Origin of the sequence: Hydrogenobaculum sp. 3684, from assembly GCF_000213785.1 — a bacterium.
Taxonomy (GTDB): Bacteria; Aquificota; Aquificia; order Aquificales; family Aquificaceae; genus Hydrogenobaculum.
Genome location: NC_015557.1, coordinates 1,125,401 through 1,150,831, shown reverse-complemented (window position 1 = coordinate 1,150,831; position 25,431 = coordinate 1,125,401). Strand labels below are relative to the sequence as shown.

The window sequence follows — 25,431 nt, the reverse complement described above, 5'->3', positions numbered from 1 at the left end:
TATCGCTCTAGTGTGCCAACGGCATTTCTCACATCGTATAATAAGTGTCTGTTAAGAAAACAAGCATCTGAAATGCGATTCCATCGCTCTAGTGTGCTTTAGCATTTTTCACATCGTATAATAAGTGTCTGTTAAGAAAACAGGCATCTGAAATGCGCTGATATCGCTCTGTTCCATCAAGACCCTTAAAGTTTATGCTAAAATAAACATAAATGGACAAATTGGAAATAGAGCTTTTTGGTATAAAGTTTAAAAACCCTGTATGGGTGGCTTCTGGGACTTTTGGATACGGTGTTGAAGGAGCCAATATATACGATATATCAAAGCTTGGGGCGGTGGTAACAAAAGGACTTTCTTTAAGACCAAGAGAAGGAAACCCAATGCCAAGGATTGCAGAAACCCCTTGTGGTATGCTAAACTCAATAGGACTTCAAAATCCTGGTGTTGAGGCTTTTATTAAAAAAATATATCCAGTTATAAAAGATATAGATACGCATTTTATAGCAAATGTATTTGGAGAAACCGAAGAAGAGTATATAGAAGTAATAAAGATTTTGGAAGATGTGCCAAAGATCTCTGCCTACGAGTTAAACGTGTCCTGTCCAAACGTAAAAAAAGGTGGTGTGGTCTTTGGTCAAGACCCAGTAGTTTTAAGATCTTTGATAGAAAAGATAAAATCTTTTGCCAAAAAACCACTTCTTGTAAAGCTCTCTCCAAACGTGACAGATATCACAGAATTTGCAAAAATATGCATAGAGGCAAAAGCCGACGGGATTGTGCTTATAAATACGCTTATAGGCATGAAAATAGATATATACAACGAAAGGCCTTTCCTTGCCACAAAAACCGGTGGGCTTTCTGGTCCTGCTATACTTCCAATAGCCGTTAGGATGATATGGCAAACCTATGAAAAATACGGCAAGGCTATACCTATAATTGGCGTTGGTGGGATTACTACATATGTAGACGCTTTAGAGCATGTATTGGCAGGGGCTAGTGCTGTGCAAGTGGGTACTGCAAACTTTTATAAACCTTTGAGCCCTTTGGATGTGATAGAAGGTATAAAAAATCATTTGGATGCTAAAAACCTAAAACATTTCAAAGAACTAATTGGAAGAGCCCATAGGCTTGATATAAAGCAATGATTTTTGATGATTTAAGACCAAAGATAGAAAAAAGACTAAGAGAGCTTTTAACGCCTTTTGAGCCAAAGGTTTTATATGATGCAATGGCTTATTATGTATTTCAAGAGGGTAAACGCATAAGACCCGTCTTGTGTGTAATAGGGGGTTATGCTTGTGATTTAGATGAAGAAGATGCTATAACCCTTGGGTGCGCTATAGAGTTTATCCACAACTACTCCCTTATTCACGATGATATGCCAGAGCTTGACAACGACGATGAAAGAAGAGGAAAACCCACATGTCATAAGATATTTGGTCAAGATATCGCCCTTTTGGCAGGAGATGGTCTTCTTAGCTTAGCTTTTGATATATTATCAAACGAAAGCTTATATAAAAATCCCAAAAACCTCGCTAAAGTGGTAAATTACGTTTCTAAAAACGCAGGTATAGAAGGCATGGTAGCAGGTCAAGTGTACGATATAAAAGGTGAAAAAGATTTTCTTAAAGTGGCCTCTTTAAAAACCGCCGCTCTTATAAAAACCTCTTTGGTTATACCATCGATATTAAAAGGTGTAGATTTTTCTTTATACGAAAAGCTTGGACACAATATAGGCGTATTATTTCAACTAACCGATGATTATTACGATAAAGACGGGGCATACGTTGTTTTAGGTGAAAAACCTCTTTTAAAACTTATACAAGATTATAAAAATACCATTTTCACTCTCATAAACCAAACAAACGTATCTTCTTATCTTAAAGAGTATGTAGATTTTATAAGCTTTGGTATATAGAAAAATGAGAGGTTAGCAACGTGAAAAAGTTTAATTTATCAAAAGAGCTTTTATTAAACGGCATACTCATTGGAGCACTTTCTATTGGCTTAGCCTCTTGTGGCGGCGGAGGTGGAGGTAGTAGCTCATCAACACCTCTACCCTCTTCAATGGCAACATATATTTACGCTGGTACAGATTATTACAACGAGCCTATTATCACAGTTTATATAGATGGGTCTCCTGTTCAACTACTAGCTGATACTGGAGCTTCCGGTCTGATAGTCAACAGCTCTGCTATCAATATCCCAAGTTCTGATCTTACATCTTATTCGTTTTCTGGGACGTTTGCTGATGGTTCTACTTACTCAGGGACTATGGCAAGCGCTACTGTGTGTCTAAATCCAAATATAACCAACACTTGTGTAGTGATGCCAATAGGTGTTATTACATCTGGTAATGCCTTTCCTAGCTTTGGGGAAGCCCAAGGAGATTTTGGGTTAGACTCCTCGCTTAATATTATGGCTCTTGGTTCAAACTCTTCTGGTTCTTATCTTGCGGGACTTTCTTACCCTACTTATCTTGAAAGACAGTACGACATAAACTCTTATACTATAAGTTTTTATCCACTATCAAACACATTTTATGCAAACGTTTCTCCAAATACACCGATAGGGCAGATAAGCTTTGGTACTTACAACGGAAATAGTAGTTCTATTATATCTTATTCTGGAGGCTTTCCATCCACAACAGCTATATTTCCTTCTTATACCTCATCAAACCCTTCCTTTACAGCGGGCGTTTCATTCTTTGATACAGGTTCTAACTTAAACTTTTTGACCACAGAGGTCTTTACCACAGAGATACCTCATTTTTCATCATCTGATGAAAACAACTGTTCTATATCTTCTCTTTTAAATGGTGGCTACAATATAAGCTACCAAATACCTTACCAAAATACTACAAACTTTTACAATACAGCTTTTACGACAGAGCCTTCTTCTTCAAATCTTTGTAATTTTAACCCTCCTTGGAATCTGATGACAGGCATGACAATAGATAGTGGATCTTATCAAACCGTAGGTTATGAAGATTTTGGACTATCTGAGATGCTAAGGCATACATACGTTTGGATACTAAACAATCAAGGTTTTGTACAGGATATATCTATCAATCCATAATTAAAGGAGGTGGTTTATGTATATATTTATAGGTCAGCCTTTACCAATTGAAGCAAATACTAAAATAGTTAATAAAGCCAATATATCTACTCCATACATGAAAATCCAAGGTAAAACATTTACATATTATGTAAAAACAAATCCCAATGGCAACGTTCAAGAGGTAATAGCAAAATCCCAAAGAAACTTAGCCCCAGCATCTTATTTTATTCAAAATGTAAATGCATGTACTAAAAAGCTTCTTCTTAGAGTACCCCTTAGAATGGCAAAATGGGAGTACGATTGCCCCCAGGGGAAATTTGAATACACTACTTTTGGCGTGATAGGAAATCTTATAACAAAAGCAAAGATGATTAGATAAATTAACAAAAAATTTATATTTTAAATATATAATAATATCATGATAGAAGTGGATGTGCTAACAATTGGTGCTGGCGGAGGGGCTTATCCTGGAGCTTTTAGGCTTGCTAAAGCAGGTTTTAGCGTATTGATGGTAGATAAAAAAGGGGTGATGAGTGGCAATTGTCTGGCCGAAGGTTGTGTACCTTCAAAGGCTATAAGGGAACAAATACATACTTACCTTAGGTTTAAGGCTTTTAGTAAAAAAGATATCGATATAGATTATAAAGATATAATAGCTAAAAAAGACGAGGTTCAAAATATAAGGTACAAACTCCACGAAGAAGAATTAAAGGCTTTTAAAAACTTAAAACTTATGAAAGGTGTAGCTCGTTTTAAAGATGAACACACCGTTGTGGTAGAGTCTGACAAAGGAGAGGAAACTATAAAAGCAAAATACATCATAATAGCCTCTGGGGCTGATGTGTTTGTACCACCTATAAAAGGAAAAGAACATGCTATAACAAGCACAGATATATATAAACTAAATCCAAACCTCACTTATGTACCTAAAGAATTTGCCATAATTGGTGGTGGATATATAGGGTTAGAAACGACCTTCTATTTTGCCAATCTGGGTTCTAACGTTTATATATTTGAAAAGCTTGATAGAGTTTTAGCTGGCATAGATAAATACGCTACTAATACCCTTTTAAAATACCTTCCTAAAAACATTAAGATATTCACATCTGTGGAGGTCCAAGAGATAGGTCTAAAGGATAATAAAAAAAAGGTTGTTTATTACAAACAAGATGATACTGTAAAATCTATAGAAGTGGATGAAGTGCTTATGGCGGTGGGTAGAAAGCCAGTTATACCAGAAGGAGCGGATAAATTTCTTAAAATATCAAAAGCTATAGAAGTAAATAGGGCTTGTCAGACAAACATACCTCATATATACGCCTCTGGTGATGTGAACGGCAAAGTTCCTCTTTTCCACACAGCCATAAGACAGTCCTTGGTTTGTGCTTACAATATTATGGCAAACAATACACCCATTGATTACGCTGATTTTGATAACGTTCCCTTTACCGTTTTTACAATACCAGCTATGGCTTTTGTAGGTATTACCAAAGAAAAGGCTGAAAGTCTAAATATGGATATAGTAGAAGCGTCTTTCGATTTGAAAGAGGACTCAAGAGCCGAAATATATTCTGAAGAAGGTGAATTAAAGCTATTTTTCGATGCTAAAAGCTTAAAACTTGTAGGTGCATACATAGTAGGCACAGATGCAGAACAGTTGGTATCTCATCTTGGGCTTGCTATAAAGCTTGGGGCCAGTGCCAGAGATTTGGCAGAGCATCAAGATCAGCACCCTATGACCCAAGAGTGTATATCAAAAGCTGCAAGAAAACTATTTTGAAGATATTACAAACTTCATACTCCAATTTTATTTTGTATATAGCTTTTAGTATATGATAGATACGCATTGTCATTTGGATTTATTGGAGAAAGAGCATTTCGAAGAGGCTATAAACGATGAGTCTTTAGAGTATCTTATAACTATAGGTTTTGATAAAAAAACCTGTGAAAACGCCGTAGAGATAGCTTCAAAATACGATAAGGTGTATTGTGCTGTTGGTTTTCATCCAAACGATGTAGCTGATATCACGGAAAAAGATATACTTTGGCTTGAAGATCTTGCCAAATCAAGTGCAAAAGTAAAAGCTATAGGGGAGATAGGTTTAGATTACTACAGGTCAAAAGATCTAAAGGATAAGCAGATAGAGTATTTTAACATCCAGCTTGAGCTTGCAAAAAAACTTGGTCTTCCGGTGGTGATACATTCAAGGGATGCAGAGGAAGATACTATAAAAGTGTTAGAATCTCATCAAAATGTAGGTGGGGTGCTTCATTGTTTTAGCGGTTCTTTGGAGTTTATGAGAAAAGGCGTAGAGCTTGGGTTTTATATATCTTATTCAGGCAACATAACCTTTAAAAATGCTCAAAGCTTAAGGGAAGTGGTATCCAAAACCCCTACTTATAGGCTTCTTATAGAAACAGATAGTCCGTGGTTAGCGCCGGTGCCTCATAGAGGTGAGAAAAATAAACCTTCTTTTATATGGCATACTGCCAAAGTGATGAGTGAACTTATACCAAACTCTAGCCTTGAAGATATAGATAGAACCACCAGTGCCAACGCTAAACTTTGCTTTAACTTAGGTTTTGATAAAAACGAAGATACTATAACCTATGTTATCAACAACAAGCTTTATATAAACCCCACAAACAAGTGTAACCTTCACTGTAGATTTTGTGAAAGAGAAAGAGATAGAAACTTTATGGTAAAAGGCTATTGGGTCTGGACAAAAAGAGACCCGTTGGCTGATGATATAATAAGAGAGATCCCAAACCCAGAAATTTATGATGAGATCGTCTTTTGTGGATATGGAGAACCAACCCTTAGGATGGATGTTATAAAGAAAGTATCTTCTTATATAAAATCAAAATCCCCAAACACAAAGGTTAGAGTAGATACAAATGGTTTGTATTTGGCTTTTGGTAAAAAAGAAGATTTAGAGAATTTAAGAGGTTTAGTGGATACTTTTTCTATAAGCCTAAACGCCCCCGACGAAAACACCTATAACGACGTCTGTAGACCCCCTTATAAAAATGCATTTTCTTTGCTTATAGAGTTCATAAAAACTGTTAAAGAGCTTGGTTTTGAAGTGATAACCACCGCCGTTACATATCCTGGTGTTGATATAGATGCCACAGAAAAACTTGCTTTAGAGCTTGGTACTAAGTTTAGAAAAAGAGAGTGGGAAGTCTTAGGGTAAGATAATATTTGATATTGCTATTGGTTTTACCCCAAAGTATAGGTTTTTTATGTTAAACATATAAGAGTAAGCTACTATAAAAGATGGTTTTTGGGGCTTTTCAAAAGAAGCGTAACCCCCTAAAAATGTGCTTTTTGGTATACCTTCTTCATAGAGTATAGAGAAACTGTTTTCATAGGGAAGATAAGCCAATATGTGGTTTTCTTTTTCAAAGAAAAAAGAGGGTCTATCCACAAAAGATATAACGGTATTTCCTTTTTTTATGTTTTCTATTATGTCTTTTTTCGTTTCTAACTTGCTTTTAGAAAAAACAAAGTTTCTAAGCATGCCAAAAGACCATTTGTAAGAGGGTATTAAAAGCCTAATACCCACTTCTCTTACGTATATTTTTACATGATGATCAAGCCCACCTATTATAGGGTTTTTCCAACCTTGCTCAAAATATTTTTTTATATAAACCTCTGGTGTTAAAGCAGGCGCAAAAAACCTGTATATACGCTTTTTTAAAAATATCTTTGGTATCAAAGATGCAATATATCTCCAAAGGATTTTGTATTTTGATGCTATGATGGCATCTCTTAGATCTATAAGCTCTACCACAAGATCTTCTTCTTTTGGAAGCCTCCATATGTATTTTTTCTTAAAAGGATGTGCTACTACCCTTAGATCTTCTACACTTATAAGGCTACCCACTATGCCTTTTTCGGTGGTGATCTTTTGTTCTGTACCCACTATGGTGTGATCGTTTTCAAAGCACTTGTAATGTGTGTTTTCATGATCTGTGATGATTGCATAATCTATGGCTTCTTCTTTTCTTGCGGTTTCTATGTCTTCTGGTTTTCCCAAAGAATCGTAGGAAAACTCTGTATGTATATGAAACACAAAAGATTTTACATAAAACTCTGGTGGGTCTATGGGCTGTCCTTTGGAAGGGTTTTTTAGGCTTTTAACAGGAAGTATAAAAAATAAAAGTTCCAATATGCCAAAGGCTATTATAAAAGCGTATATACATATTATTACAAAGAGAATCCACACTTATAAAATTATAACAAAAGATTTTTTGCTAAGTCTTTTCCTAAGCCTATGGGGTCTTTGCCTTCTAATGTTAGTTCTCTATAGTTTGTGCCATCTTCGTTTGCTATAAAACCTCTTATTTTTATAAGATCTTGTGTAAGAGTTGCATGCGCTCCCATTGGGATTTGACAGTTTCCTTCCACTGTTTCTAAAAACGATCTTTCTGCCAAAGCGCATATGTATGTAGGCTCGTGGTTTATTTGTCTCAAAATGTTTGATAGTTCTTTGTTTGAAGCTTTGTACTCAATAGCCACTATCCCTTGACCTACCGCTGGTATAAAATCAAGGTATGAGCTTATAACACCTTCAAAGCCAAGCCTTTTAAGACCAGCACTTGCTAAGATAATAGCATCGTAAAGCCCATCTTCTAACTTTTTTAGCCTTGTGTCTACATTTCCTCTTAGATCTTCTATGGTTAGATCTTGTCTTTTTTGTAAAAGCTGGACTTTTCTTCTTATGGAAGATGTGCCTATTTTTGCGCTTGGTGGAAGCTCATTTAGTGTTTTATAGCTTTTACTAACAAAAGCATCTTTTGGATCTTCTCGCTCTAAAAAGATATCCACCACAAGCCCTTGTGGTATAAAAGCTGGTACATCTTTTAAAGAATGAACGGCAAAATCTATCTCATCTTTCATAAGGGCGTTTTCTATCTCTTTTACAAAAAGCCCTTTGCCCCCTATCTTTGATAGAGGTGTGTCTAATATTTTATCTCCGGTGGTGGTGATAAGCACAAGCTCTATTTCTAAGCCTAAAGCCTCAAGCTTTGATTTTACAAAGTTTGCCTGCCAAAGGGCCAGTTTGCTTTTTCTTGTGCCAAGCCTAAGTTTCAACGATTACTTTCTCCTCCACCATTTTTTTATCTAAAAGCTCAAAAGACCTAAAAGAAACGGCTTTTCCTTTTTGCACAGATACTATTATGTAAGATAGGTATTCAAAAGCCCTTTCTTCATCGGTTTTTGAAGCCATGTCTGGATGGTCTGGATGAGAGTGGTATATGCCCACTATCTGCAATCCTTTTTCATCGGCATAGCGTTCGGCTTTCATATAGTCTTTTGGGTTTATCTCGTATCTGTCGTTTTTTCTTTCTTTGTTGGCATTTTCTACTGCTAAAAGCTCATAAACTACCCTTATACCATCTTCTTCTTTTCCTATCATAATACCGCAAGTCTCGTAAGGGTAATCTTTTTCAGCTTGGGATTTTATCTTTTCTAAAAGCTCTTTTTTTATCTTAAGCATGTTTTTCTTGGGGCTTTTTGTGTAGTATAAACCAAAGAACAACAGAGCCTATCATCATACCTATGCAAACGATTTGATTCCAAGTAAGTCCAATACCTGGGATTGGTGGTGTGACTCCTCTATAAAACTCTTCTATAAATCTAAAAAGCCCAGCAAAGAAAAGATAAAATATAAACACCTCACCGTCAAATTTTTTCTTATAAAAAAGCACTATAGCGCCTATGAATATGAAAAGGTTAAATATGAGATCCATAAGCTCTGTGGGATAAAGTGGTACATGAGGAGGTGCAATGGCCCCTTCTGGAAACACCATGTAAAAATAGGGAAACTTTGACATAAAATGAACGCCTACACTTAAATCACTAACCCCAGATACTTCTTTACCATAACAACAACCTGCCGATGTACAACCTATTCTTCCTATAGCTTGACCTATGGGAAGTGCTATAGCACCAATATCAGCCACTTTAAAAGGTTCTAAATTGTAATATTTTACAACAGCAAGTATCGTGATAAGCCCACCTATAAGACCTCCAAACCAATCAAGACCCCCTTGCCATATTTCAAAGGGACTAAAAAAACTTCTCATCTCGTTGTGATGCTCTATCACATAAGCAAGTCTTGCCCCAAGTATAGCTCCTATTATGCCAAATAAAAATATATTTTCTATTTTATGGGATTCTATACCTTCTTTTTTTGCAAAAAATATTGCCAAGAGGTATCCCACTATCATGGCAAGTGACGCCGTGACACCGTAGGTATAAACCTTTAACCCAAACAAATCAAATAGTATAGGATGCATACAAATATTATAAACCTAACAAATGAGTTTTGTATGAAAGAAAATTTAATGTACAGAAGAGGCTATATCTACTATAGGAAGCATAATAGAAAGTACCACAAGGCTAACCAAAATCCCTACAATTAAGGTTGCCATCGGCTCTAAGCTAGATACAAAAATGTTTATGGTTTTATCTAAAAGCTGTTCGTATATCTTATAAGAGGTTTTTAAAGCTTGTTTTAAATCTCCTGTGTATTCGCCGTTTTTTATAACAGATAATACGCTTTTTTTAAATAAACCAGTTTTTAAAAGGGCTTGATGAAAGCTTATACCACTTCCTATATCTTGTTCTATGAGAGAAAGCTTTTGTTTTATAAAATTGTTTTCCACGGTTTGAACAGAGACTCTTATAGAAATACCTATTGAAGAGTTTGAACCAAGCATTAGGCTCATAGCGTATAAAAACTTTGAAAGCTCAAGGTATGTTATAAGGCTTCCAAGTATTGGGATTTTAAGATAAAAACTATCTATTTTTTCTTTTGAAAAAAGCTTTTCTTTAAAAATAAACATTAAAAACAAAAGGGGACTAACATATATAAAAAATACCACTACTTTTGCAAAATACATAAGAAATATAGTAATAAGGGGAAGTTTGGCGTTAAAGCTCTTCAATACATCTTCTATACGGGGAATGACGTAGTTTACCGATATAAAAACCGCCAATATGCTAAAAAGAGTTACTATACTTGGGTATACGGCTTTTGATATAACTTTTGATTTGTAACTATCCATATTTTCTAAAAAATCTCCAACGGTTTTAAACACGTTTTCGAGGTTTTCAGAGGTCTCAGCAGCGTATAGCATGTTTGATAGTATGGAGGGTAGTGGTTTTTTTGCAAAGGCTATATGAAGAGGTTTCCCCATTTCTATATCTTTTTTTATATTTTGATAAAGCTCTTTCAAGATGGGTTTATCTTGAAGGTCTATGGCTATGTCAATGGCTGTGTATAGGTTTGTCCCAGCGTTTATAAGCTCGTAAATTTGCTTAAGGGAAAAAGCTATATCTTTTTTTGAAATAAGCTTTGTTTGTACATTTTTCTTAAAAGCCCCGATATCAAGTTTTAGGCTTAAATGTGCCTCAGGCATTTTTTTTATACATGCTAAACAAGTTTATATACTTTTCAAACTCCATAGGAGGTACGTTTTCTATTTCTAAATTTTCCTTAAGATGCTCTTTGTTTTTAGTGCCTACAAGCATCGTGCCTACTCCGGGAGCACTTCTTACAAACTGTAAGGCTACGTGGATATCTTTTTCCAAACCAAAATAATCTTTAAGCTCTTTGGGTATTCTTCCTATCACTTGCCCTTGATAGATAGAAGCGCTTGTGTATACGTAAACTCCAAGCTCTTTTGCAGCTTCTAATATGGTTTTGTATTCATTTCCTACTATTTGGTTTTTGACGGTAAAAGCTTCAGACATACCTATATTGTAAGGAAGCTGCATAAATCTAAAATGATGATCTTTTGAAATATAAGAAGCTATATCTAAAATTTCTTTTAGTTCAAGGTGCTGTTTGGAGGCTCTTGATATTCTAAAACCGCTCCATGTAGCCACTCCGTAGTATTTTAGCTGTCCTTGAGATACTTTTTCTTCTAAAAGCTCAAAACAAGATTTTAGTGTGTTGTAAAACTCATCTTTGTTTTTGTAAAGAAGCTGTTCTTCTACGTTGTGTAAAAAGTATATATCTATATAGTTTGTATTTAGGTTTTGTAGGCTTTTGTTAAAACACCAATCTATAAATTTTCTATCAAGATAGTGCCAGTTTTGAGTTAGTTTTCTTTCGTCTATGATACCAGGATAAACAAATATATCGTAAAAGTAGTCCTTTGGGTCTATGCCACTTTCTATATCGTAAGGTACGTATCCTCCTTTTGTAGATATTATAAGGTTTTCTCTTTTTATATCTTTTAGCACCCTTCCTATAGCTCTTTCGCTTTTCATGTATCTGTAGTTTATAGCGCTATCTACCACGTTTATACCTAGCTCATAGCCATATCTGATGGTTTCTTCGTAAGCTTTGTCGGTTTCTTGATCAAGCTCTCCCAAATAAGTGCCTATGCCTATTTCTGATAGTTTAAACTCTAAAAATTCTTTGTATACCATTTTGTTATTATACCATTTTATTGAAAAAATCTTTTTATTTTGTTTAAAAGCCTTGAAAACATACTGTCTTTCTTCTTATATCTGTTTGTATGTATCCTTGGAATCTCTTTTGATTTTTGTTTTTGCGGCTTTTTAAAGAATAAATCAAGCTGTTTTATAAAGTCTCTTAAATTTAAATCGTAGAAATTTTCTATACTGGATAGTTTATCAGAAGCGCTTTTGGCGTAGTCTTTTGCTCTATTTAAAATGTCCTTTTGATAAAACTCCATTGCAAAACAAGCGTCTATGAGAGCGTCGAAAAACTTTTTCTCGGTGGTGGAAAAGCTCCTTTCTCTTAACATGTTTGCATAGAGTATACATTCTTTAAAAAGTTGTTCGTTGTAAAGAAGTACAACGGTGGATACTTTCTTTTCGGATAAAGATCCGTCACCAAAAGAGGATAGCTTGCTTACTATGTTCCAATATTTTGCTATAAGGTTTGAGATGTTGTTAAAATCTGGTTTGTAGATATGCGCTATGCTAACTTGGGCTTGTGTCGTATCTTGGATTTTAAATATATCTTTTCCCTCGTAAATTTTATCATCCTCGTTTACGTAGAAGATGTCAAGCTCCATCATTATATCGCGCCAATCACCTTTTATATGTTTATGGGGCTTTTCAGAACATCTTATAAGGTCTAAAAGAGGAACTTCAAAGCTGTTTTCTCTTCTTACAAGCTGGATATAGCAAAGCACCATAAGGAGCACTTCTTTTTTCGATAGATCATCAAGCACCTCTAAGAATATGCTATCTAAAGAACGCTGTTGAAACTCTAAGTTATGCATATATATAACCTAAGTCAAAATGAGCTTTGTAGTATGATTTGATACGCTCCAATAAGACGTCTATGTTCCAATCTTTTTCGCTGGATACCAAAACGTAAGGTTTTTCAAAGAAAAACTCTTTTTCAAAACCAAGGATATCTTCTTTGGAGCTTACCAACTTATCGATTTTATTAAATACGTACAAAATAGGTTTATCTTTAACGCCTATATCTTCCAAAATTTTGTTTACTACATCTATTTTCTTTAACCATCTATGGTCTGATATATCTACTACAAAAACAAGCAAATCTGCAAGCGTTACCTCTTCTAAAGTGGTTTTGAAAGACTCTACCAACTCTGGTGGTAATCTATCTATAAAGCCTACGGTATCTGTTATAAATATTTTTTCTCCGTCTACAAAGCTTGTACCTACCTTTGTATCAAGAGTGGCAAAAAGCATATCGCTTATAAAAACGTTTTTTTTGGTAAGGGCTTTCATCAACGATGATTTCCCGGCGTTTGTGTAGCCTACCAAAGCTACTTTTAAGTAATTTGTTTTAAGCCTGTTCTTTCTTTGCTCTTTGTGATGTTTTTTTATTTGTTCTATTTCTTCTTTTATTTTGTGTATGCGTTTTTGTATAGCTCTTCTTTTTATTTCTATGAGTTGCTCACCGGGTCCTCTGGTGCCCATCTTACCGCTTTGCCTTGATAGTTTTGTACCAACGCCGTAAAGTCTTGGTAGTTCATAGGTGAGTTTGGCTAGTTCTATCTGAAGTTTTGCTTGTTGGGTTTTAGCTCTTGCCATGAAAATCTCAAAAACTACGTTTGCTCTGTCAAGGACGCTTACTCCTAAAAAAGATTCTATATTTCTAACCTGAGATGGGCTTAAAAACTCATCGAACACCACTGCATTTGAGCCAGTGCCCTCCACAAGCTCTTTTATGAGATTTAAGTATGAGCTTCCCACAAGCGTTGAAGCATCTGGAAAATCTCTTTTCTTTACAAGGTATCCTACGCTTTTGCCACCTATAGCCTCAACTAAGCCTTCTAACTCTTCTAATGATTCTAAAACTTGATTTCTTGTTTGATGTCTTAACTGTAAGGCTACAGATATAGCTTTTATCAATTTTCAGACGCCTCTTCTATGACTACTGTGCTTATTGCATGCTTGTAAATCAAGTTTGTACCGCTTTCGGATTTCAAAAGTACAGTGTATTTGTCCTGGTCAAGCACTTTACCTACTATTCTGTTCCCCCTTGTGAGGTATATCACTACCTCGATGCCTTTTTCTTTGGCATCCTCCAAGATTTTGTCCTGTAAATTCTCTGTCATATTTATACCTCCTGATAGTATTTTTCTATTGTTTCTAAAAGCTCTGATACCATATTTTCTTCGGTAACTTTTTTTAAGATTTTACCATCTTTAAACAACAAAGCGCCCCCTTTCATACAAGCTAACCCCACATCTGCGTGGGAAGCCTCACCTATGGCGTTTACCGCACAGCCCATTATTGCAACCTTTATAGATAAATCTTTGTCTTTTAAAGCTTCTTGGACCTGTTTTACAACATCGGGTAAGTTTACTTCTATTCTACCGCACGTAGGACAAGAGACTATATCTATACCCTTTTTCTTTAGCCCTAAACTTTTTAAAATTTCGTAAGCTACTTCTACTTCTTTTTCTGGTTCATCCGTTAGGGATACTCTGATGGTATCTCCTATACCTTTGTAAAGCAATATACCAAGCCCTACGGAAGATTTTACCATCCCTTGGGTACCCATTCCTGCCTCTGTTATACCTATATGTAGAGGTATATCGGTTTTTTCTGCAAATATTTCGTTGGCAACAGCATTTTGAATTACATCTGAACCTTTTATAGACACTTTAAAGTTGTAAAAGCCTAAAGACTCAAAAAATTCTGACCAGTTAAGAGCGCTTTCTGCAAGAGCTTCAGCGCTTGGATACCCATATTTTTCCAAAAGATGTTTTTCTAAAGAACCAGAGTTAACTCCAAGTCTTACGCAAATATTTCTTCTTTTTGCCTCTAGGACTATATCTCTTACTATCTCTTTTTTGTTTATATTGCCTGGGTTTATTCTGATGCCGTGAGCTCCAGCTTCCATAGATAAAAATGCCATGTTAGGCACAAAATGAATATCTGCTATTATAGGCACTTTAGAGTATTTTATTATCTCTTTGAGAGCCTCGGCATCTTCTTTAGCTGGCACCGCTACTCTTATGGCTTCACACCCTGCTGTTATAAGCCTATCTATTTGAGAGATGGTAGCTTCTATATCGTGGGTTTTCGTAGATGTCATGGACTGGACTACGATGGGATTATTTCCCCCTATTTTTAGAGTACCTAACGTAATTTCTCTAGTTTTACGTCTTTTTATCATACAATTTTTCTAAGCTACTTCGTGATTTGCCCATAATAAAGTCTCGTGAGAAACTCTTTCCATATAAGAAAAGCTAAATATTCCAGCTATATATTCAAGGTTTGATATCAGGTTTTCGTTATAAAGATCTATAGGGTTAGAAAACTCAACGTTAAGAACTATACTATAACCATCTTTTGGCAAATTTACTTGCAAAACACCGTTTTTATAATCTTTTTTTGTTTCGTAAGGCAATATGCTTTCAATTCTTTTGATGCTTATATCTACTAAATCAAATCGTTTTTTCAAAGCCTCAAGAAATTCATCCATGTTTTTTGACTCTAGGGCTTTTTCTAAGATAAACTTAGATTCTTGATGCTTTAGCTGATCTTTTTCCCAAGCGTCAAGGTGTTTTAGCATATCTTTGTAGGCTGTTCTTAAGTTTAATATCTTGTGGTGCTCTTTCTTGAAAGCCGATATTATATCTGGGCACATTGAAGCTACCAACATACCAAGCTGTAAACTGGCAAGGAACAGCATATAGGGTATATTTTGATGAACTTTGTATATATCAAAAGCCAAAGACTCAGCGGTTATCAAAAAAGAAACGTTAGACTGTCTTGGAGAGAAAAGCCCTATGCTTATTAGGGAAAGAGGGTATGTGTATATGCTTGAGAATGTAAAAAACCCTGCAAAGTAGAAAACATCAAGGTATTTGTTTATGCAATGTCCTAACTTTAGTTTATAGTAAGATAGTATGGCTAAACTAAAGTATAAGAACGTAAGCGTTATTATAATTGCCCTTATGTGAAAAGAAGGTATAGAAAATGCCGCTGCTACAGCACCTAAACTTACAAGCAATCTAGAGGTTACATATATGTTTGTAAGTAGGTTTCTTATCATCTATTAGTAATCCACTTTTGCTTCAAAGAAGTTTGTGAGGTCTGGTAAGTCTGTTTGAGTGGTTAGCCATTTCATGGGGTTCTTTTGACCGTATATAGCTTCAAAACCAAGAGAGCGCATCCGTCTGTCCGCCAGATACCTGACATAAGATGTATAAGTTTCAAAAGAAAGTCCTATTATCTTTTCTGGCATAGCTACTCTTGCGTACTCAGTTTCTATATCCACAGCCTCTTCCATAAGAACTCTAAACTTGTCCTTGTAATCGTTTTTATTTTTGTCTTTTAGAAGCTCATTGAGAAGATAAATACCAAAAGCCAAATGTCTTGTCTCATCTTTTAATATCCACCTTACTAAAGCAGCTACATTTTTAAGCACGCCTCTTCTTCCAAAGGCAAGAGGTGTCACAAAACCGCTAAAGAAAAACAACCCTTCTAAAATTGCATAATATACAAATATATCCTCTATAAGGTTTTCCTCGGTAGGTTCTTCGCAAAGAGCCATCGCACGTTTAACTTCAAAATCAGCCTTTCTTTTTATTTCTTTGACGTTTTCATGCATTGCGTATACTTCGTGAGGTTTTAAATCAAGACCATCCATTATGTATCTAAACGTATCTATGTGTTTCATCTCTTCCATTAGCTGATATCCTAAAAACATCCTTGTTTCTGTGTTTCTTATGCGTTTTGAAATCTCCAGTATGTTTTGTCCAACCCAGCCTTCTGCTGAAGAGAAAAATCCAACTGTGTAGAGCATGTAATGACGTTCTATATCATTTAGCTTTTCATAAAATTCGTGTTTATCGTTCGCAAGGTCGTATTCTTCCGGTATCCAGTAGTTGTTTTTGGCTTTTGTATAAAGGTTTAAAATCTCAGGATACACTACGGAATCTAGCTTATATGTATAAGATTGACAAACCTTACCGTCTTTCTTCATTACTTCCATGAATACCTCCAAATAAAATCATATGCCATAAATATAGTATATCACAAAAGCTTGTCAATGATTTTTTGAGACCAAGCAACGTCTTTTATTTGTTAAAAAATCTGTACAAATTTGTAGGATAATATATGATGTTTTTTAGAAATGTAAATATATCTTTTACCGCTGTTATACGACCTATATCGTATCTATCTTGATGTGGATATACTGGTTTTTTCTTAGTACTAAAAGCCATATAAAAATACTTTGAAGCCTCTTCTTTTAAAATGTCTGACATATCCCCGAATGGATAGGCAAAAGATATTATTTTTATACCAAGGGCTTTTTCTAAACCCTCTTTTGAGGTTTTTAGCTCATGCCTTACCCTTTCTCTGTACTCATCTGTTGTTTCAAAAGAAAGTTTTAGGCTTTTAGTATAAATATTAAATAAGTTTTTATCTTTATTTTTTTCTAAAAGCTCATAAACTGAGTTTGGTATAAAAGCTTTAGGATGAGATAAATCGCTTTTTGAAGGGTATATAGGAAGGCCTTCTTTTAGTGGATTGTAAATAGAAGAAAGTGAATAGTGATAGTTTTTAGCATTGTATATGTCTATTGGTTTTTGATCTATAAAGGTTTTTGTATGGGTGATCCCGTGAGAGCCTACATCAAACACATCAAGCATAGACCTTAACTCTTCAAAGCTCAAAAAGTCGTAAGATATACCTTTTTCAAAAAACTCTTTGTTGGCCTCACCAGCCCCTAAGGGTTTATAAAGGTCTTTTAATGAGACTTTTCCTTCCCAATAATCAAAAAGGGTTGGTCTTTTTATATCTTCTTTTAAAAGCCTTGAATATATGGGAAATATGATAGCTCTTTTTTTGTATTTTTTAAGTATAGGATAAGCGTATATAAAATTATCTACATAACCATCGTCAAAGGTGAGCACCACAGCTGGTTTTTTAGGTGTATAAAGCCCGTCTATATATGCTTTTAGTTCTTCTAAACTAAGGACCTCGTAAAATCTATCCAAAATGTTTATATGCTTTTGAAATAAAGATAAATTAACATCGTAAGATTTTTTTGGAAATATCTTGTGATAGCAAAATACCATTACGCCCATTTTTCAAAATACTCCTTTATATGTATAAAATCTAAATCTGTTTTAAAACCCTCTGGGCTAAAGTGTGTGGGTTTTGCATCTAAATCTTTTAATATTTGTTTTAGCTTTGGCATCGTACCTTTTCCAAATATATTTGCTTTGTAAAACCAAGGGGTTTTTATCTTAGATTCTTCTAAAATTGTTTTAAAAATCTTTATGGTATCCTTTGTAAAATATGTAAAGTCTTGTTCTTTCATAATATCCAAAAGCTCTTTGTCGTAAATATCTCCTATATAGATAGGACCAGCGTAATCAAAAAAATCATCACAAAGAGGGCAAAATTTTGGTAGATCAAGAACGCATGTGTAAGTATTTCTAAATTTACAACTATGACAATACCCTATATAAGCTATATCTTTAGATATATCTATGGCTTTTGATACACCTTTTAATTTTATAAAAAAAGCCCTTAAAAAGTGCCTATAACTAAAACCAAAAACAGGTTTTAAGACCACATCAAGCCTAAAAGAGGCTTCTATTACAGATTTTACAAGTATCCTCAATGCACTTTCGTGATAAAACTCACTATCAAGAGGTTTGGCGCTGTATCTTCTAAAAGCTTTAAATGGATATGACCCAGATAAAGATGCCGTATCTGTGGCAGTTATACCTATAAGACCACCGGTTTTTAAAGCGTTTATAGCGCTTTCTAAAAATCCTATAGGGCTTCCATAAGGGTCTATATCTATATAATCAAAGCCTTTGTTTTCTAACAAAAACATATTTGCATCTTTGTTAAAAAAATATACGTTTTGATAAGCTTCAAGATTTTTTTGAGCTAATTCTATGGCCTCTTTTTTTATATCGTTTAAAAAAGCTTTTTCTACTACGTTTGTTTCTTTTAAAAGCCTTAAAACCCTAACCCCAGAAGCGCTCATTGGATCAGCTATAAAAAGTTTTTTGGATTTTAGTATAGAGTAGGCTTTTAAGATAAGCACCGTGAAATCTCTGTTAACAGCCATAAAGGGGTTGTAGAAAACCTCTACTTCTTTTGATAAAACCTCCGGAAGCTCTGGTATAAAAAACTCTACTGCCCCTTCTTTTACAAGCATACTACAATTATAAGAAAAAACTATAAGCTCTTGGCGTTTTTATAAGGTTTGATATATATCATATAATATTTGCTAATTTTTTTATATTTAAATACATGGAAAGGTTTAATAGTGTTACAACGAGGGATTACGGGTTACTTAGTAAAGTATATGGGCTTTTGGCTTTTTCTATAGCTTCGGCCGTAGTGGGAAGTGTGGTAGGGCTTTCTCATGTGATAATGGTGGCAAGCCATTTTTGGTTGTTTGCTATACTTGAGTTTGTGCTTGTATTTGCCACATCCATAGTGGGTCAAAACAAAGATATGGCTTTGCCAGGTTTTATACTTCTAAACGTATTTACCTTCATTACAGGCTTTACGTTAGCTCCTATACTTTCTTTAGCTTTGGCAGTAAACCCTGCCGCAATAGTCTATGCTTTGGTTACCACCGCAGCTACGTTTGTAGGTATGAGCTTAGTGCCTATCGTTTTTAGGGTGAATGTGCTTGGCATGGGCGGATTTTTGTTTGCTGGTCTTATAGCTATAGTGGTGGCAAGCTTACTAAACTTATTTTTCCATTCTGGTGTTGTAGCTCTTGTTATATCCATAGTCGCCACAGTGCTATTTAGTTTGTATGTGAGCTACGATACAGCCCGCATTTTAAGCATGGATCCAGACGCTCCAGCAGTATCTTTGGCTTTGGCTTTGTATCTTGATGTGCTTAACCTTTTTGTAAATATTCTATTCTTATTCTTGGAGTTTTCAGGTAATAGAAGAAGCTGATATATTTAACTTGAGCTCCCGGCAAGGGGGCTTGTTTAAATTTGTGTTTGCACTAATGTCGTGATGTCTAGCTTTTGTAAAATCTTCCTTAGTTTTCGCCTCACAAGATAAAATAAAGCAATTATAACACCGCTTATTTTTTAGCTTTTAAAAGCTTAAAACACTGGATTTATTATATCACCGTTTGTATTTCTGGTTTCATACAAAAGCTTACATACGTTGTCTATAGGGTCTACACCAACTTCCCCGATGATGGCACCTTTTTTAACGTAATCTCCCTTTGCTACAAATACTTTACCAAGATATGTATATACGTCCACTAAGTTTTGAGGGGTTTTGATAAGGACTATGTAGTTGTAGGCTTTAAGTGTATTGCCTGAGTATATAACCTGACCAGGTTCTACCGCTTGTACCATAGATCCGCATTCTGTGTAAAAGTATACTTTTTTTCCAACGTATACGGGCTTGGCGTTTACTGGGTATATTGATTCTACTTTTGGCTGTGGCGGTTTTTGAGGTTTTTTCTTAGGTATGATGTTTTGAATAGGTTTTGTGAGCTCTGCTAGTCTGTTGGGGCCTGTGCTTTTCACCTCTATTTGGGCGCAAGAGCTTATTAAAAGCCCAAAACCAAAAAGTAGTAAAAGTCTTTTTACCATATTCATATTTTACCAAATTTTAGTATAGCTATAAGCTTTTGTACGTTTTCTTTTTCTTTTTCTAATTTTTCTTTTGTGGTTTTTGCTTTTTCTACTTCCTCTGGAGGTGCTTTTTCTATAAAGTTTTTGTTTTCAAGCTTTGATGCGTATATAGAAAGTTGTTTTTCTATGTCTTTTAATGCTTTTTCGTAGTCTTTTAGAAGGGCATCTCTGTCGAAGTCTTTTTCTGGTATATATAGTGTTATATCTTCAAAAGGTATTGATAGCATGTTGGTTTTATCTGTGGGTATATCAAAGGAGCTTAATTTACAAAGACTTACTATGTGGGGTTTAAACTCTTCTAAAAACTCTTTTGAGCTATGGCTTTCAAAATACATATCTATCTTTGATTCTATCTTAAAATCAGATTTTATCTTTCTTATAAAAGAAATCAATCTTTTTAGTCTTTCTATGGTTTCATAGCTTTTAATATCTATAGCTTCTTTATCAAAAGCCGGAAACTCTTTTAAAGATATATCTTTGTCGTTGAAGATGGTCTTGTCGTGTATGTAGCTTGTAATAAAGGGCATAAAAGGGTGTAAAAGTCTTAGGGCTTTTGATAGGACGGTGTTTAGCACTGCTAAAGCGGTAAGTTTTTTCTTTTGGATTTGGTTGTTTATTTGTTCTATCTGTGATTTTTCTTCGTCTGTCATGTCTTCTTTTATTTCTATGGGCTTTTCGTATATGCGGATTTTTGAAAACTCTATATACCAATCGCAAAATTCATTCCAGAAAAAGTTGTAGATACTTTGAGCAGCATGGGAAAACTGATAATGTTCAAGGTATTCTGTCACTTGTCCTATGGTGAGGTTTAGGGCTGTAATGATCCAATAATCTTCTTTTTCATACATATCCCCGTATATTATGTCTTGGAGAAAATTCTCAGGGGTGTTTGATATTACAAATTTGGCGGCGTTCCATATCTTGTTGGCAAAAAACTTACTTGCCTCAAACTTTTGTTCAGAAAGTTTTATATCCCTTACAGCAGAGCTCAAAGAAGCCAGTGTAAATCTTAGGCTATCCGCTCCGTATTTTTCTATTACATCTATGGGGTCTATGACGTTTCCTTTGGTTTTTGACATTTTTTGACCTTTTTCATCCCTTATAAGAGCATGTATATAGACATCTTTGAAGGGTTCTTTGTCGTTTAGCATTTTGCTCATCATGATCATGCGAGCCACCCAGAAAAAGAGTATGTCAAAAGCCGTTACCAAAAGGCTATTTGGATAGCAAACATCTAAATCGTGGTTTGGCTCTGGCCAAGAAAAGACTCCAAAGGGCCATAAAGCGGATGAAAACCATGTATCAAGCACATCCTCTACCTGTTTTATGTTTGTAGAACCACAGTGTTTACATTTTAATAAAATCTCAAAACTCTTTATATCCTTATGGTATTTGTATAAGTCTCTTCTGGTGGCCATGTATTGCCATATAGAAAACTCGTTTATACCAGTAGAATAGTATTTTTTGTAGGCAAAATGCTTGTAAAAATCAAGGGTTGACATCTCAGGGTGTACAAAATTCTTACCGTTTAGGATATCATCTATCTCTTTTGGTGTAAAAACCTTTTTTATCTTACCATCTGCCAAAAGATTAAAAATAAGTTTATCTTGGACGTAGTTAAAATCTTCGTCGGTATAAATAGATTCTTTTTTGCAGTCTTTACATTCCCATACTGGTATTCTATGGCCCCACCATATTTGACGTGATATGCACCAATCTTTTATGTTTTCCATCCACTCGTTGTAGTTTTTCTCCCAGTTTGGTGGTATAAACCTCGTTTTTTGGCTTTTAACAACCTCTAAAAACTCATCTTTTTTATTAGAGACTTTTAAAAACCACTGGGTGGATACCATGGGTTCTATAGTGGTTTTACATCTATAGCATTTCCCGACAGCATGGGTATGCTCTTCTTCTTTTTCTAAAAGCCCTAAACTCTTAAGCTCTTCTACTATTTTTTGTCTTGCTTCGTATCTATCTAAACCTTCAAATCTACCTGCGTTTTTTGTAAGTTTTGCCTTTTCATCCATTATTTTTACTATGGGAAGGTTTTGTCTTAAGCCTGCTTCATAGTCGTTTGGATCGTGAGCCGGTGTGATCTTAACGGCCCCTGTACCAAACTCCATATCCACAAACTCATCTGCTATAACTGGTATTTCGGGGCTTACTTGGTTACCAGACATATCTTCTCTTTGCCAATCTACCAAAGGAAGTTTTAGTTTTTTACCTATAAGGTGTTTGTATCTTTCATCGTTTGGATTTACAGCCACCGCCACGTCTCCAAGCATCGTTTCTGGTCTTGTGGTGGCTACAACTATATATTCGGTGCTATCTAACACTGGGTATTTTATGTAATAAAGTTTCCCTTTTTCTTCCTCGTGTTCTACTTCCAAATCAGAAAGAGCCGTCAGATCTTTTGGACACCAGTTTATAATGTATGTGTCTTTTTTTATAAGACCCTCTTCGTAGAGTTTTTTAAAAGCATGTCTTACGGCTCTTGAAAATCCTTCGTCCATCGTAAAGCGTTCTCTTGACCAATCTACAGAAGCTCCTAATCTTTTTACTTGGTTTTTGATGTTGTCTCTTGATTTATAAACCCATTGCCATACTCTTTTTAAAAATTCTTCCCTTCCTATTTCAAGTCTTGATTTATTTTCTTTTGAAAGCTCCCTTTCCACCACAAACTGAGTGGCTATACCAGCATGATCAAATCCTGGCACCCATACCACATCGTAGCCTTGCATTCTTTTAAATCTCGCCACTATGTCTTGGATGGTGATGTTTAAAGCGTGTCCTATGTGAAGAGAACCAGTGACGTTTGGTGGGGGTATCACCATGCTAAAAGCCTTTTTTGGGCTTTTAACAGTATATATATTTGACTTAATCCAGTTTTCCAAAACTTCTTGTTCAATATCTTTTGGTATATAATCCTTCATAAACTACTATTTTACCAAAAACTGTCTTTTTTATTTTTATAAATCGCCTCTTATATGTATTTTTCCTCTTTTTAATTCTAAGAGCCCTTGTTTTTCTAATTCTTTTAAAAGCCTAGAAACTACTTCTCTTGCCGTACCTATATCTTTTGCAATATCTTCATGAGTGCAATTTACTACCATTTGGTTGTTGGCGTTTTCAACGAGATATTCTCTAAGTCTTTGTTCTAGTGGTTTTGACATTATTTCGTTTAATACAAAAAATACCTCGTAAGCGTTTTTTACTACTGTATCTAAGACAAAGTTTCTCCAATAAGAATACTTTTCAAACCAAGCGTTGGCTACTTGAGATGGTATTGTAAAACCTATTACATCTGTTTCGCAAACTGCATATGCCGGATAAGGCCTGTTTTTGTAAATTGCAAGGTTTGTCAGCATACATGTCTCTCCAGGACCTATTTTATATAAAAATATTTCTTTGCCATTGTTTAACATTGCATATACTTTTAAATAACCCTCTATCACAATCGGTGTAAAGTCGCATCTAGCACCAGGATACCCTACCATAGTTCCTTTTGGAAGATTCACAAAAGTGGAAAATTTTTTTAGCTCATCTTGAAAATCTTTATTTGCAAATGGGAAAAGATTTATCAAGCTTACAGTTTCCATACTTATTAATATTGTTGATTGTTATAGATTTTCAATGATAAATAATTTGAATATAGCCACGCTTAGGCGTGGCTATTGTTTTTTTAGTAGCTTTGCTTTTGTACTATGTATGGCTTAAGAGGAACCAATCTTTCCAATAGCTCTTTTTGTAATTTTGGCGGCACTCTATATTCGTCTAATACGCTTTCTGTTATTTTAACAAACCTATTCCAGTCCGAATCTGTTATACCAAGGCCAGCGTGAGCTTCTTCCATGTTTTCTCCAGTGTATATACAAGGTCCTCCGGTGACACTGCATAAAAAGTCAGTGAGATTGTTTACAACGACTTCTTTGTGGTGGGTGTTTAACCCTTTAAAATAGACGCCAAGCTTTGGGTCTTGTACAAGCTTAGTAGCCAAGGTCTTAGTAACGGCGGATATGGCATCATATCCACCCAACTCCTGATAAAGGGTTTTGGCATTTGCCGATGTTAACCCTATGCTTGTGAAAATGGCCGCTGCCAGTAAAAGTTTTTTCATACAACTACCTCCTATTGGTTTATGCTTTTAAGATAAATGTTAAGCTTTGGTTATTCAGTGATAAAATTACATAATATATATGATGTTTACCATATAATATAGTAAGATGTTAATTATATTAATATAAGATGCAAGAGGCGAAAGATAAGTCTTTGGAGCTTGACAAGGTTTTTATAAATAGCATGAGGAAGATGATTCAAGAGAAATTAAACGAGCTTAAATATAAGGATCTTGATGAGGATGCCATAAGGGCAATAGATCATATAGAAAGGGTAGCAAGGTATACAGCAAAACTTGAGGAGTTGGAGAAAAAGACAAAAAATAGCACATTTAACGGATATTTTACCAACGCTGAGATGGTTATAATGAATATTGTGGAAAATGTATTGAAAGATATAGAAAAAATGGATAAACTTGATAGTATACATCTAAACTATCTAAAACTTTCCATATATGAAAGATTAAACGAAATAGCAGCTATAATAGAAAAATATTTGGATTAGAGTTTATTTATAAGCTCTTTTACTTTATCTATAGACATGCCTTCTCTTACTATTTTTATGGTATTTTGTTCTATTTCTACTATTGTTGAAGGTGGGCTTTCTATAAAACCCCCATCTATGTATAAAGGTATTTCATCTTTGAAATAGCTTATAGCCTCTTCTATGGATTTTGCAGGAGGCTCTCCTTCTTTGTTGCAAGAAGGTGCTAAAAGGGGTTTTTTAAGTTTATCTAAAAGCTCTTTTATAAAACCCTTTTGTGGTATTCTAAAACCTAAGCTTTTGTCTTGGGCTTTTATTATGATACTAACACCTTCTAACTTGGATAACTCAAAAACTTTATCGTTTGGTTTAAATCCATACATTTCTAAAAAATCTATATCTGGTAAAAGCCTAAGAAACGGTTTTTTTGAGGGCCTTCTTATTTTGTAAAGAAGCTCTTGAGCTTCTTCGTTGTCTATTGCTAGTACTCCATAGATAGTATCTGTGGGGGAGCATATGGGCATATTTTTGTTTAGTATATATATAGCGCTATCTATAACGCCTTCTTCGTTTATTTTTTTAACATCAAAAGCCATGAAGAGATACTAAAAAGTTTTTTAGCTTTTTCAATGATAAAAGATAGTT

At 34.9% G+C, this 25,431-nt stretch carries 27 protein-coding genes; 8 read left to right on the top strand and 19 right to left on the bottom strand.

Annotated elements, in window-relative coordinates; all coding sequences use genetic code 11:
• Nucleotides 1-212 precede the first annotated feature (212 nt).
• From HYD3684_RS06195 to HYD3684_RS06170, 6 genes are read left to right on the top strand one after another with little or no spacing between them, the layout of a single operon-like run.
• Entirely contained in the window at nucleotides 213-1,145 is a 933-nt protein-coding gene (locus tag HYD3684_RS06195) for a dihydroorotate dehydrogenase (RefSeq protein ID WP_015419819.1), read from the top strand.
• Complete coding sequence (locus tag HYD3684_RS06190) at nucleotides 1,142-1,918, top strand: polyprenyl synthetase family protein (RefSeq protein ID WP_015419818.1); 777 nt, start codon at nucleotides 1,142-1,144, stop codon at nucleotides 1,916-1,918. Before HYD3684_RS06195 ends, HYD3684_RS06190 begins: the two co-directional genes overlap by 4 nt.
• Before the next feature lie 20 nt (nucleotides 1,919-1,938).
• Nucleotides 1,939-3,078, top strand: a complete 1,140-nt coding sequence (locus HYD3684_RS06185; RefSeq protein ID WP_015419817.1) for a Retroviral aspartyl protease — start codon at nucleotides 1,939-1,941, stop codon at nucleotides 3,076-3,078.
• A 16-nt stretch (nucleotides 3,079-3,094) separates the two neighbouring features.
• A complete protein-coding gene (locus tag HYD3684_RS06180; RefSeq protein WP_015419816.1) occupies nucleotides 3,095-3,439 on the top strand; it encodes a hypothetical protein in 345 nt (114 codons plus the stop codon).
• A 39-nt stretch (nucleotides 3,440-3,478) separates the two neighbouring features.
• Entirely contained in the window at nucleotides 3,479-4,840 is a 1,362-nt protein-coding gene (locus HYD3684_RS06175; protein WP_015419815.1) for a dihydrolipoyl dehydrogenase, read from the top strand.
• A 52-nt stretch (nucleotides 4,841-4,892) separates the two neighbouring features.
• Nucleotides 4,893-6,257 (top strand): YchF/TatD family DNA exonuclease, encoded by a 1,365-nt coding sequence (locus HYD3684_RS06170; RefSeq protein ID WP_015419814.1) that lies wholly within the window; start codon nucleotides 4,893-4,895, stop codon nucleotides 6,255-6,257.
• Here HYD3684_RS06170 and HYD3684_RS06165 read toward each other — a convergent pair.
• From HYD3684_RS06165 to HYD3684_RS06100, 14 genes are all read right to left on the bottom strand, one after another.
• Nucleotides 6,249-7,292, bottom strand: a complete 1,044-nt coding sequence (locus HYD3684_RS06165) for a PHP domain-containing protein (RefSeq protein WP_015419813.1) — start codon at nucleotides 7,290-7,292, stop codon at nucleotides 6,249-6,251. The genes HYD3684_RS06170 and HYD3684_RS06165 overlap by 9 nt on opposite strands.
• An 8-nt stretch (nucleotides 7,293-7,300) precedes the next feature.
• Complete coding sequence (gene hemC / locus HYD3684_RS06160; protein ID WP_015419812.1) at nucleotides 7,301-8,161, bottom strand: hydroxymethylbilane synthase; 861 nt, start codon at nucleotides 8,159-8,161, stop codon at nucleotides 7,301-7,303.
• Entirely contained in the window at nucleotides 8,151-8,567 is a 417-nt protein-coding gene (locus HYD3684_RS06155) for a M67 family metallopeptidase (RefSeq protein WP_015419811.1), read from the bottom strand. The genes hemC and HYD3684_RS06155 overlap by 11 nt, the downstream gene beginning before the upstream one ends.
• Nucleotides 8,560-9,369 (bottom strand): prolipoprotein diacylglyceryl transferase, encoded by an 810-nt coding sequence (lgt, locus tag HYD3684_RS06150; protein WP_015419810.1) that lies wholly within the window; start codon nucleotides 9,367-9,369, stop codon nucleotides 8,560-8,562. The genes HYD3684_RS06155 and lgt overlap by 8 nt, the downstream gene beginning before the upstream one ends.
• Before the next feature lie 45 nt (nucleotides 9,370-9,414).
• On the bottom strand, nucleotides 9,415-10,494 hold the full coding sequence (locus HYD3684_RS06145; protein ID WP_015419809.1) for a type II secretion system F family protein: 1,080 nt from the start codon (nucleotides 10,492-10,494) through the stop codon (nucleotides 9,415-9,417).
• A complete protein-coding gene (locus HYD3684_RS06140) occupies nucleotides 10,487-11,512 on the bottom strand; it encodes an aldo/keto reductase (protein ID WP_015419808.1) in 1,026 nt (341 codons plus the stop codon). The genes HYD3684_RS06145 and HYD3684_RS06140 overlap by 8 nt, the downstream gene beginning before the upstream one ends.
• Before the next feature lie 17 nt (nucleotides 11,513-11,529).
• Nucleotides 11,530-12,336, bottom strand: a complete 807-nt coding sequence (locus HYD3684_RS06135) for a hypothetical protein (RefSeq protein ID WP_015419807.1) — start codon at nucleotides 12,334-12,336, stop codon at nucleotides 11,530-11,532.
• Nucleotides 12,329-13,441: a GTPase HflX gene (hflX, locus tag HYD3684_RS06130; protein ID WP_015419806.1), complete on the bottom strand. Its 1,113-nt coding sequence runs from the start codon at nucleotides 13,439-13,441 to the stop codon at nucleotides 12,329-12,331. Before hflX ends, HYD3684_RS06135 begins: the two co-directional genes overlap by 8 nt.
• A complete protein-coding gene (gene hfq, locus HYD3684_RS06125) occupies nucleotides 13,438-13,647 on the bottom strand; it encodes an RNA chaperone Hfq (RefSeq protein ID WP_015419805.1) in 210 nt (69 codons plus the stop codon). The genes hflX and hfq overlap by 4 nt, the downstream gene beginning before the upstream one ends.
• Before the next feature lie 2 nt (nucleotides 13,648-13,649).
• Nucleotides 13,650-14,714 (bottom strand): flavodoxin-dependent (E)-4-hydroxy-3-methylbut-2-enyl-diphosphate synthase, encoded by a 1,065-nt coding sequence (gene ispG / locus HYD3684_RS06120; RefSeq protein WP_015419804.1) that lies wholly within the window; start codon nucleotides 14,712-14,714, stop codon nucleotides 13,650-13,652.
• Between the two features lie 9 nt (nucleotides 14,715-14,723).
• A complete protein-coding gene (locus HYD3684_RS06115) occupies nucleotides 14,724-15,596 on the bottom strand; it encodes a hypothetical protein (RefSeq protein WP_015419803.1) in 873 nt (290 codons plus the stop codon).
• A 3-nt stretch (nucleotides 15,597-15,599) separates the two neighbouring features.
• Nucleotides 15,600-16,538, bottom strand: coding sequence for a ribonucleotide-diphosphate reductase subunit beta (locus HYD3684_RS06110; RefSeq protein ID WP_015419802.1), 939 nt, complete (start codon nucleotides 16,536-16,538; stop codon nucleotides 15,600-15,602).
• 85 nt (nucleotides 16,539-16,623) lie between these two features.
• The gene (locus tag HYD3684_RS06105; RefSeq protein ID WP_015419801.1) at nucleotides 16,624-17,637 is read right to left on the bottom strand and encodes a polysaccharide deacetylase family protein; all 1,014 of its coding nucleotides are present in this window, start codon (nucleotides 17,635-17,637) and stop codon (nucleotides 16,624-16,626) included.
• Nucleotides 17,628-18,728 carry a tRNA (guanine(26)-N(2))-dimethyltransferase gene (locus HYD3684_RS06100; RefSeq protein WP_015419800.1) on the bottom strand — a complete coding sequence of 367 codons (1,101 nt, stop codon included), beginning with the start codon at nucleotides 18,726-18,728 and terminating at the stop codon, nucleotides 17,628-17,630. The genes HYD3684_RS06105 and HYD3684_RS06100 overlap by 10 nt, the downstream gene beginning before the upstream one ends.
• Nucleotides 18,729-18,823: 95 nt before the next feature.
• Between HYD3684_RS06100 and HYD3684_RS06095 the strand changes: the two genes are divergently transcribed.
• Nucleotides 18,824-19,489: a Bax inhibitor-1/YccA family protein gene (locus HYD3684_RS06095; protein WP_015419799.1), complete on the top strand. Its 666-nt coding sequence runs from the start codon at nucleotides 18,824-18,826 to the stop codon at nucleotides 19,487-19,489.
• Nucleotides 19,490-19,644: 155 nt separating this feature from the next.
• Here HYD3684_RS06095 and HYD3684_RS06090 read toward each other — a convergent pair whose 3' ends face one another.
• The 4 genes from HYD3684_RS06090 to HYD3684_RS06075 all read right to left on the bottom strand — a co-directional run bounded on the left by HYD3684_RS06090 (nucleotide 19,645) and on the right by HYD3684_RS06075 (nucleotide 24,304).
• Nucleotides 19,645-20,145, bottom strand: a complete 501-nt coding sequence (locus tag HYD3684_RS06090) for a M23 family metallopeptidase (protein WP_237698589.1) — start codon at nucleotides 20,143-20,145, stop codon at nucleotides 19,645-19,647.
• Between the two features lie 2 nt (nucleotides 20,146-20,147).
• Nucleotides 20,148-23,120, bottom strand: coding sequence for a valine--tRNA ligase (locus tag HYD3684_RS06085; protein ID WP_015419797.1), 2,973 nt, complete (start codon nucleotides 23,118-23,120; stop codon nucleotides 20,148-20,150).
• A gap of 36 nt (nucleotides 23,121-23,156) precedes the next feature.
• Complete coding sequence (locus HYD3684_RS06080; RefSeq protein WP_015419796.1) at nucleotides 23,157-23,786, bottom strand: Crp/Fnr family transcriptional regulator; 630 nt, start codon at nucleotides 23,784-23,786, stop codon at nucleotides 23,157-23,159.
• An 83-nt stretch (nucleotides 23,787-23,869) separates the two neighbouring features.
• Nucleotides 23,870-24,304, bottom strand: coding sequence for a group 1 truncated hemoglobin (locus HYD3684_RS06075; protein WP_015419795.1), 435 nt, complete (start codon nucleotides 24,302-24,304; stop codon nucleotides 23,870-23,872).
• Between the two features lie 128 nt (nucleotides 24,305-24,432).
• Here HYD3684_RS06075 and HYD3684_RS06070 point away from each other — a divergent pair, with 128 nt between their 5' ends.
• The gene (locus HYD3684_RS06070; RefSeq protein ID WP_015419794.1) at nucleotides 24,433-24,807 is read left to right on the top strand and encodes a hypothetical protein; all 375 of its coding nucleotides are present in this window, start codon (nucleotides 24,433-24,435) and stop codon (nucleotides 24,805-24,807) included.
• Here the strand turns inward: HYD3684_RS06070 and HYD3684_RS06065 are convergent.
• Nucleotides 24,804-25,382 carry a Sua5/YciO/YrdC/YwlC family protein gene (locus HYD3684_RS06065; RefSeq protein ID WP_015419793.1) on the bottom strand — a complete coding sequence of 193 codons (579 nt, stop codon included), beginning with the start codon at nucleotides 25,380-25,382 and terminating at the stop codon, nucleotides 24,804-24,806. The genes HYD3684_RS06070 and HYD3684_RS06065 overlap by 4 nt on opposite strands.
• Between the last annotated feature and the right edge of the window lie 49 nt (nucleotides 25,383-25,431).

Coding starts and splice junctions, on each gene's coding strand:
- HYD3684_RS06070 (WP_015419794.1), top strand. CDS start 24,433: ATGCAAGAGGCGAAAGATAAGTCTTTGGAGCTTGACAAGGTTTTTATA.
- HYD3684_RS06115 (WP_015419803.1), bottom strand. CDS start 15,596: ATGATAAGAAACCTACTTACAAACATATATGTAACCTCTAGATTGCTT.
- HYD3684_RS06100 (WP_015419800.1), bottom strand. CDS start 18,728: ATGCTTGTAAAAGAAGGGGCAGTAGAGTTTTTTATACCAGAGCTTCCG.
- HYD3684_RS06075 (WP_015419795.1), bottom strand. CDS start 24,304: ATGAAAAAACTTTTACTGGCAGCGGCCATTTTCACAAGCATAGGGTTA.
- HYD3684_RS06140 (WP_015419808.1), bottom strand. CDS start 11,512: ATGGTATACAAAGAATTTTTAGAGTTTAAACTATCAGAAATAGGCATA.
- HYD3684_RS06155 (WP_015419811.1), bottom strand. CDS start 8,567: ATGCTTAAGATAAAAAAAGAGCTTTTAGAAAAGATAAAATCCCAAGCT.
- HYD3684_RS06135 (WP_015419807.1), bottom strand. CDS start 12,336: ATGCATAACTTAGAGTTTCAACAGCGTTCTTTAGATAGCATATTCTTA.
- HYD3684_RS06190 (WP_015419818.1), top strand. CDS start 1,142: ATGATTTTTGATGATTTAAGACCAAAGATAGAAAAAAGACTAAGAGAG.
- HYD3684_RS06145 (WP_015419809.1), bottom strand. CDS start 10,494: ATGCCTGAGGCACATTTAAGCCTAAAACTTGATATCGGGGCTTTTAAG.
- HYD3684_RS06065 (WP_015419793.1), bottom strand. CDS start 25,382: ATGGCTTTTGATGTTAAAAAAATAAACGAAGAAGGCGTTATAGATAGC.
- HYD3684_RS06110 (WP_015419802.1), bottom strand. CDS start 16,538: ATGGAAGTAATGAAGAAAGACGGTAAGGTTTGTCAATCTTATACATAT.
- HYD3684_RS06195 (WP_015419819.1), top strand. CDS start 213: ATGGACAAATTGGAAATAGAGCTTTTTGGTATAAAGTTTAAAAACCCT.
- HYD3684_RS06090 (WP_237698589.1), bottom strand. CDS start 20,145: ATGGTAAAAAGACTTTTACTACTTTTTGGTTTTGGGCTTTTAATAAGC.
- lgt (WP_015419810.1), bottom strand. CDS start 9,369: ATGCATCCTATACTATTTGATTTGTTTGGGTTAAAGGTTTATACCTAC.
- HYD3684_RS06095 (WP_015419799.1), top strand. CDS start 18,824: ATGGAAAGGTTTAATAGTGTTACAACGAGGGATTACGGGTTACTTAGT.
- ispG (WP_015419804.1), bottom strand. CDS start 14,714: ATGATAAAAAGACGTAAAACTAGAGAAATTACGTTAGGTACTCTAAAA.
- HYD3684_RS06080 (WP_015419796.1), bottom strand. CDS start 23,786: ATGGAAACTGTAAGCTTGATAAATCTTTTCCCATTTGCAAATAAAGAT.
- HYD3684_RS06180 (WP_015419816.1), top strand. CDS start 3,095: ATGTATATATTTATAGGTCAGCCTTTACCAATTGAAGCAAATACTAAA.
- HYD3684_RS06085 (WP_015419797.1), bottom strand. CDS start 23,120: ATGAAGGATTATATACCAAAAGATATTGAACAAGAAGTTTTGGAAAAC.
- hfq (WP_015419805.1), bottom strand. CDS start 13,647: ATGACAGAGAATTTACAGGACAAAATCTTGGAGGATGCCAAAGAAAAA.
- HYD3684_RS06170 (WP_015419814.1), top strand. CDS start 4,893: ATGATAGATACGCATTGTCATTTGGATTTATTGGAGAAAGAGCATTTC.
- HYD3684_RS06175 (WP_015419815.1), top strand. CDS start 3,479: ATGATAGAAGTGGATGTGCTAACAATTGGTGCTGGCGGAGGGGCTTAT.
- HYD3684_RS06105 (WP_015419801.1), bottom strand. CDS start 17,637: ATGGGCGTAATGGTATTTTGCTATCACAAGATATTTCCAAAAAAATCT.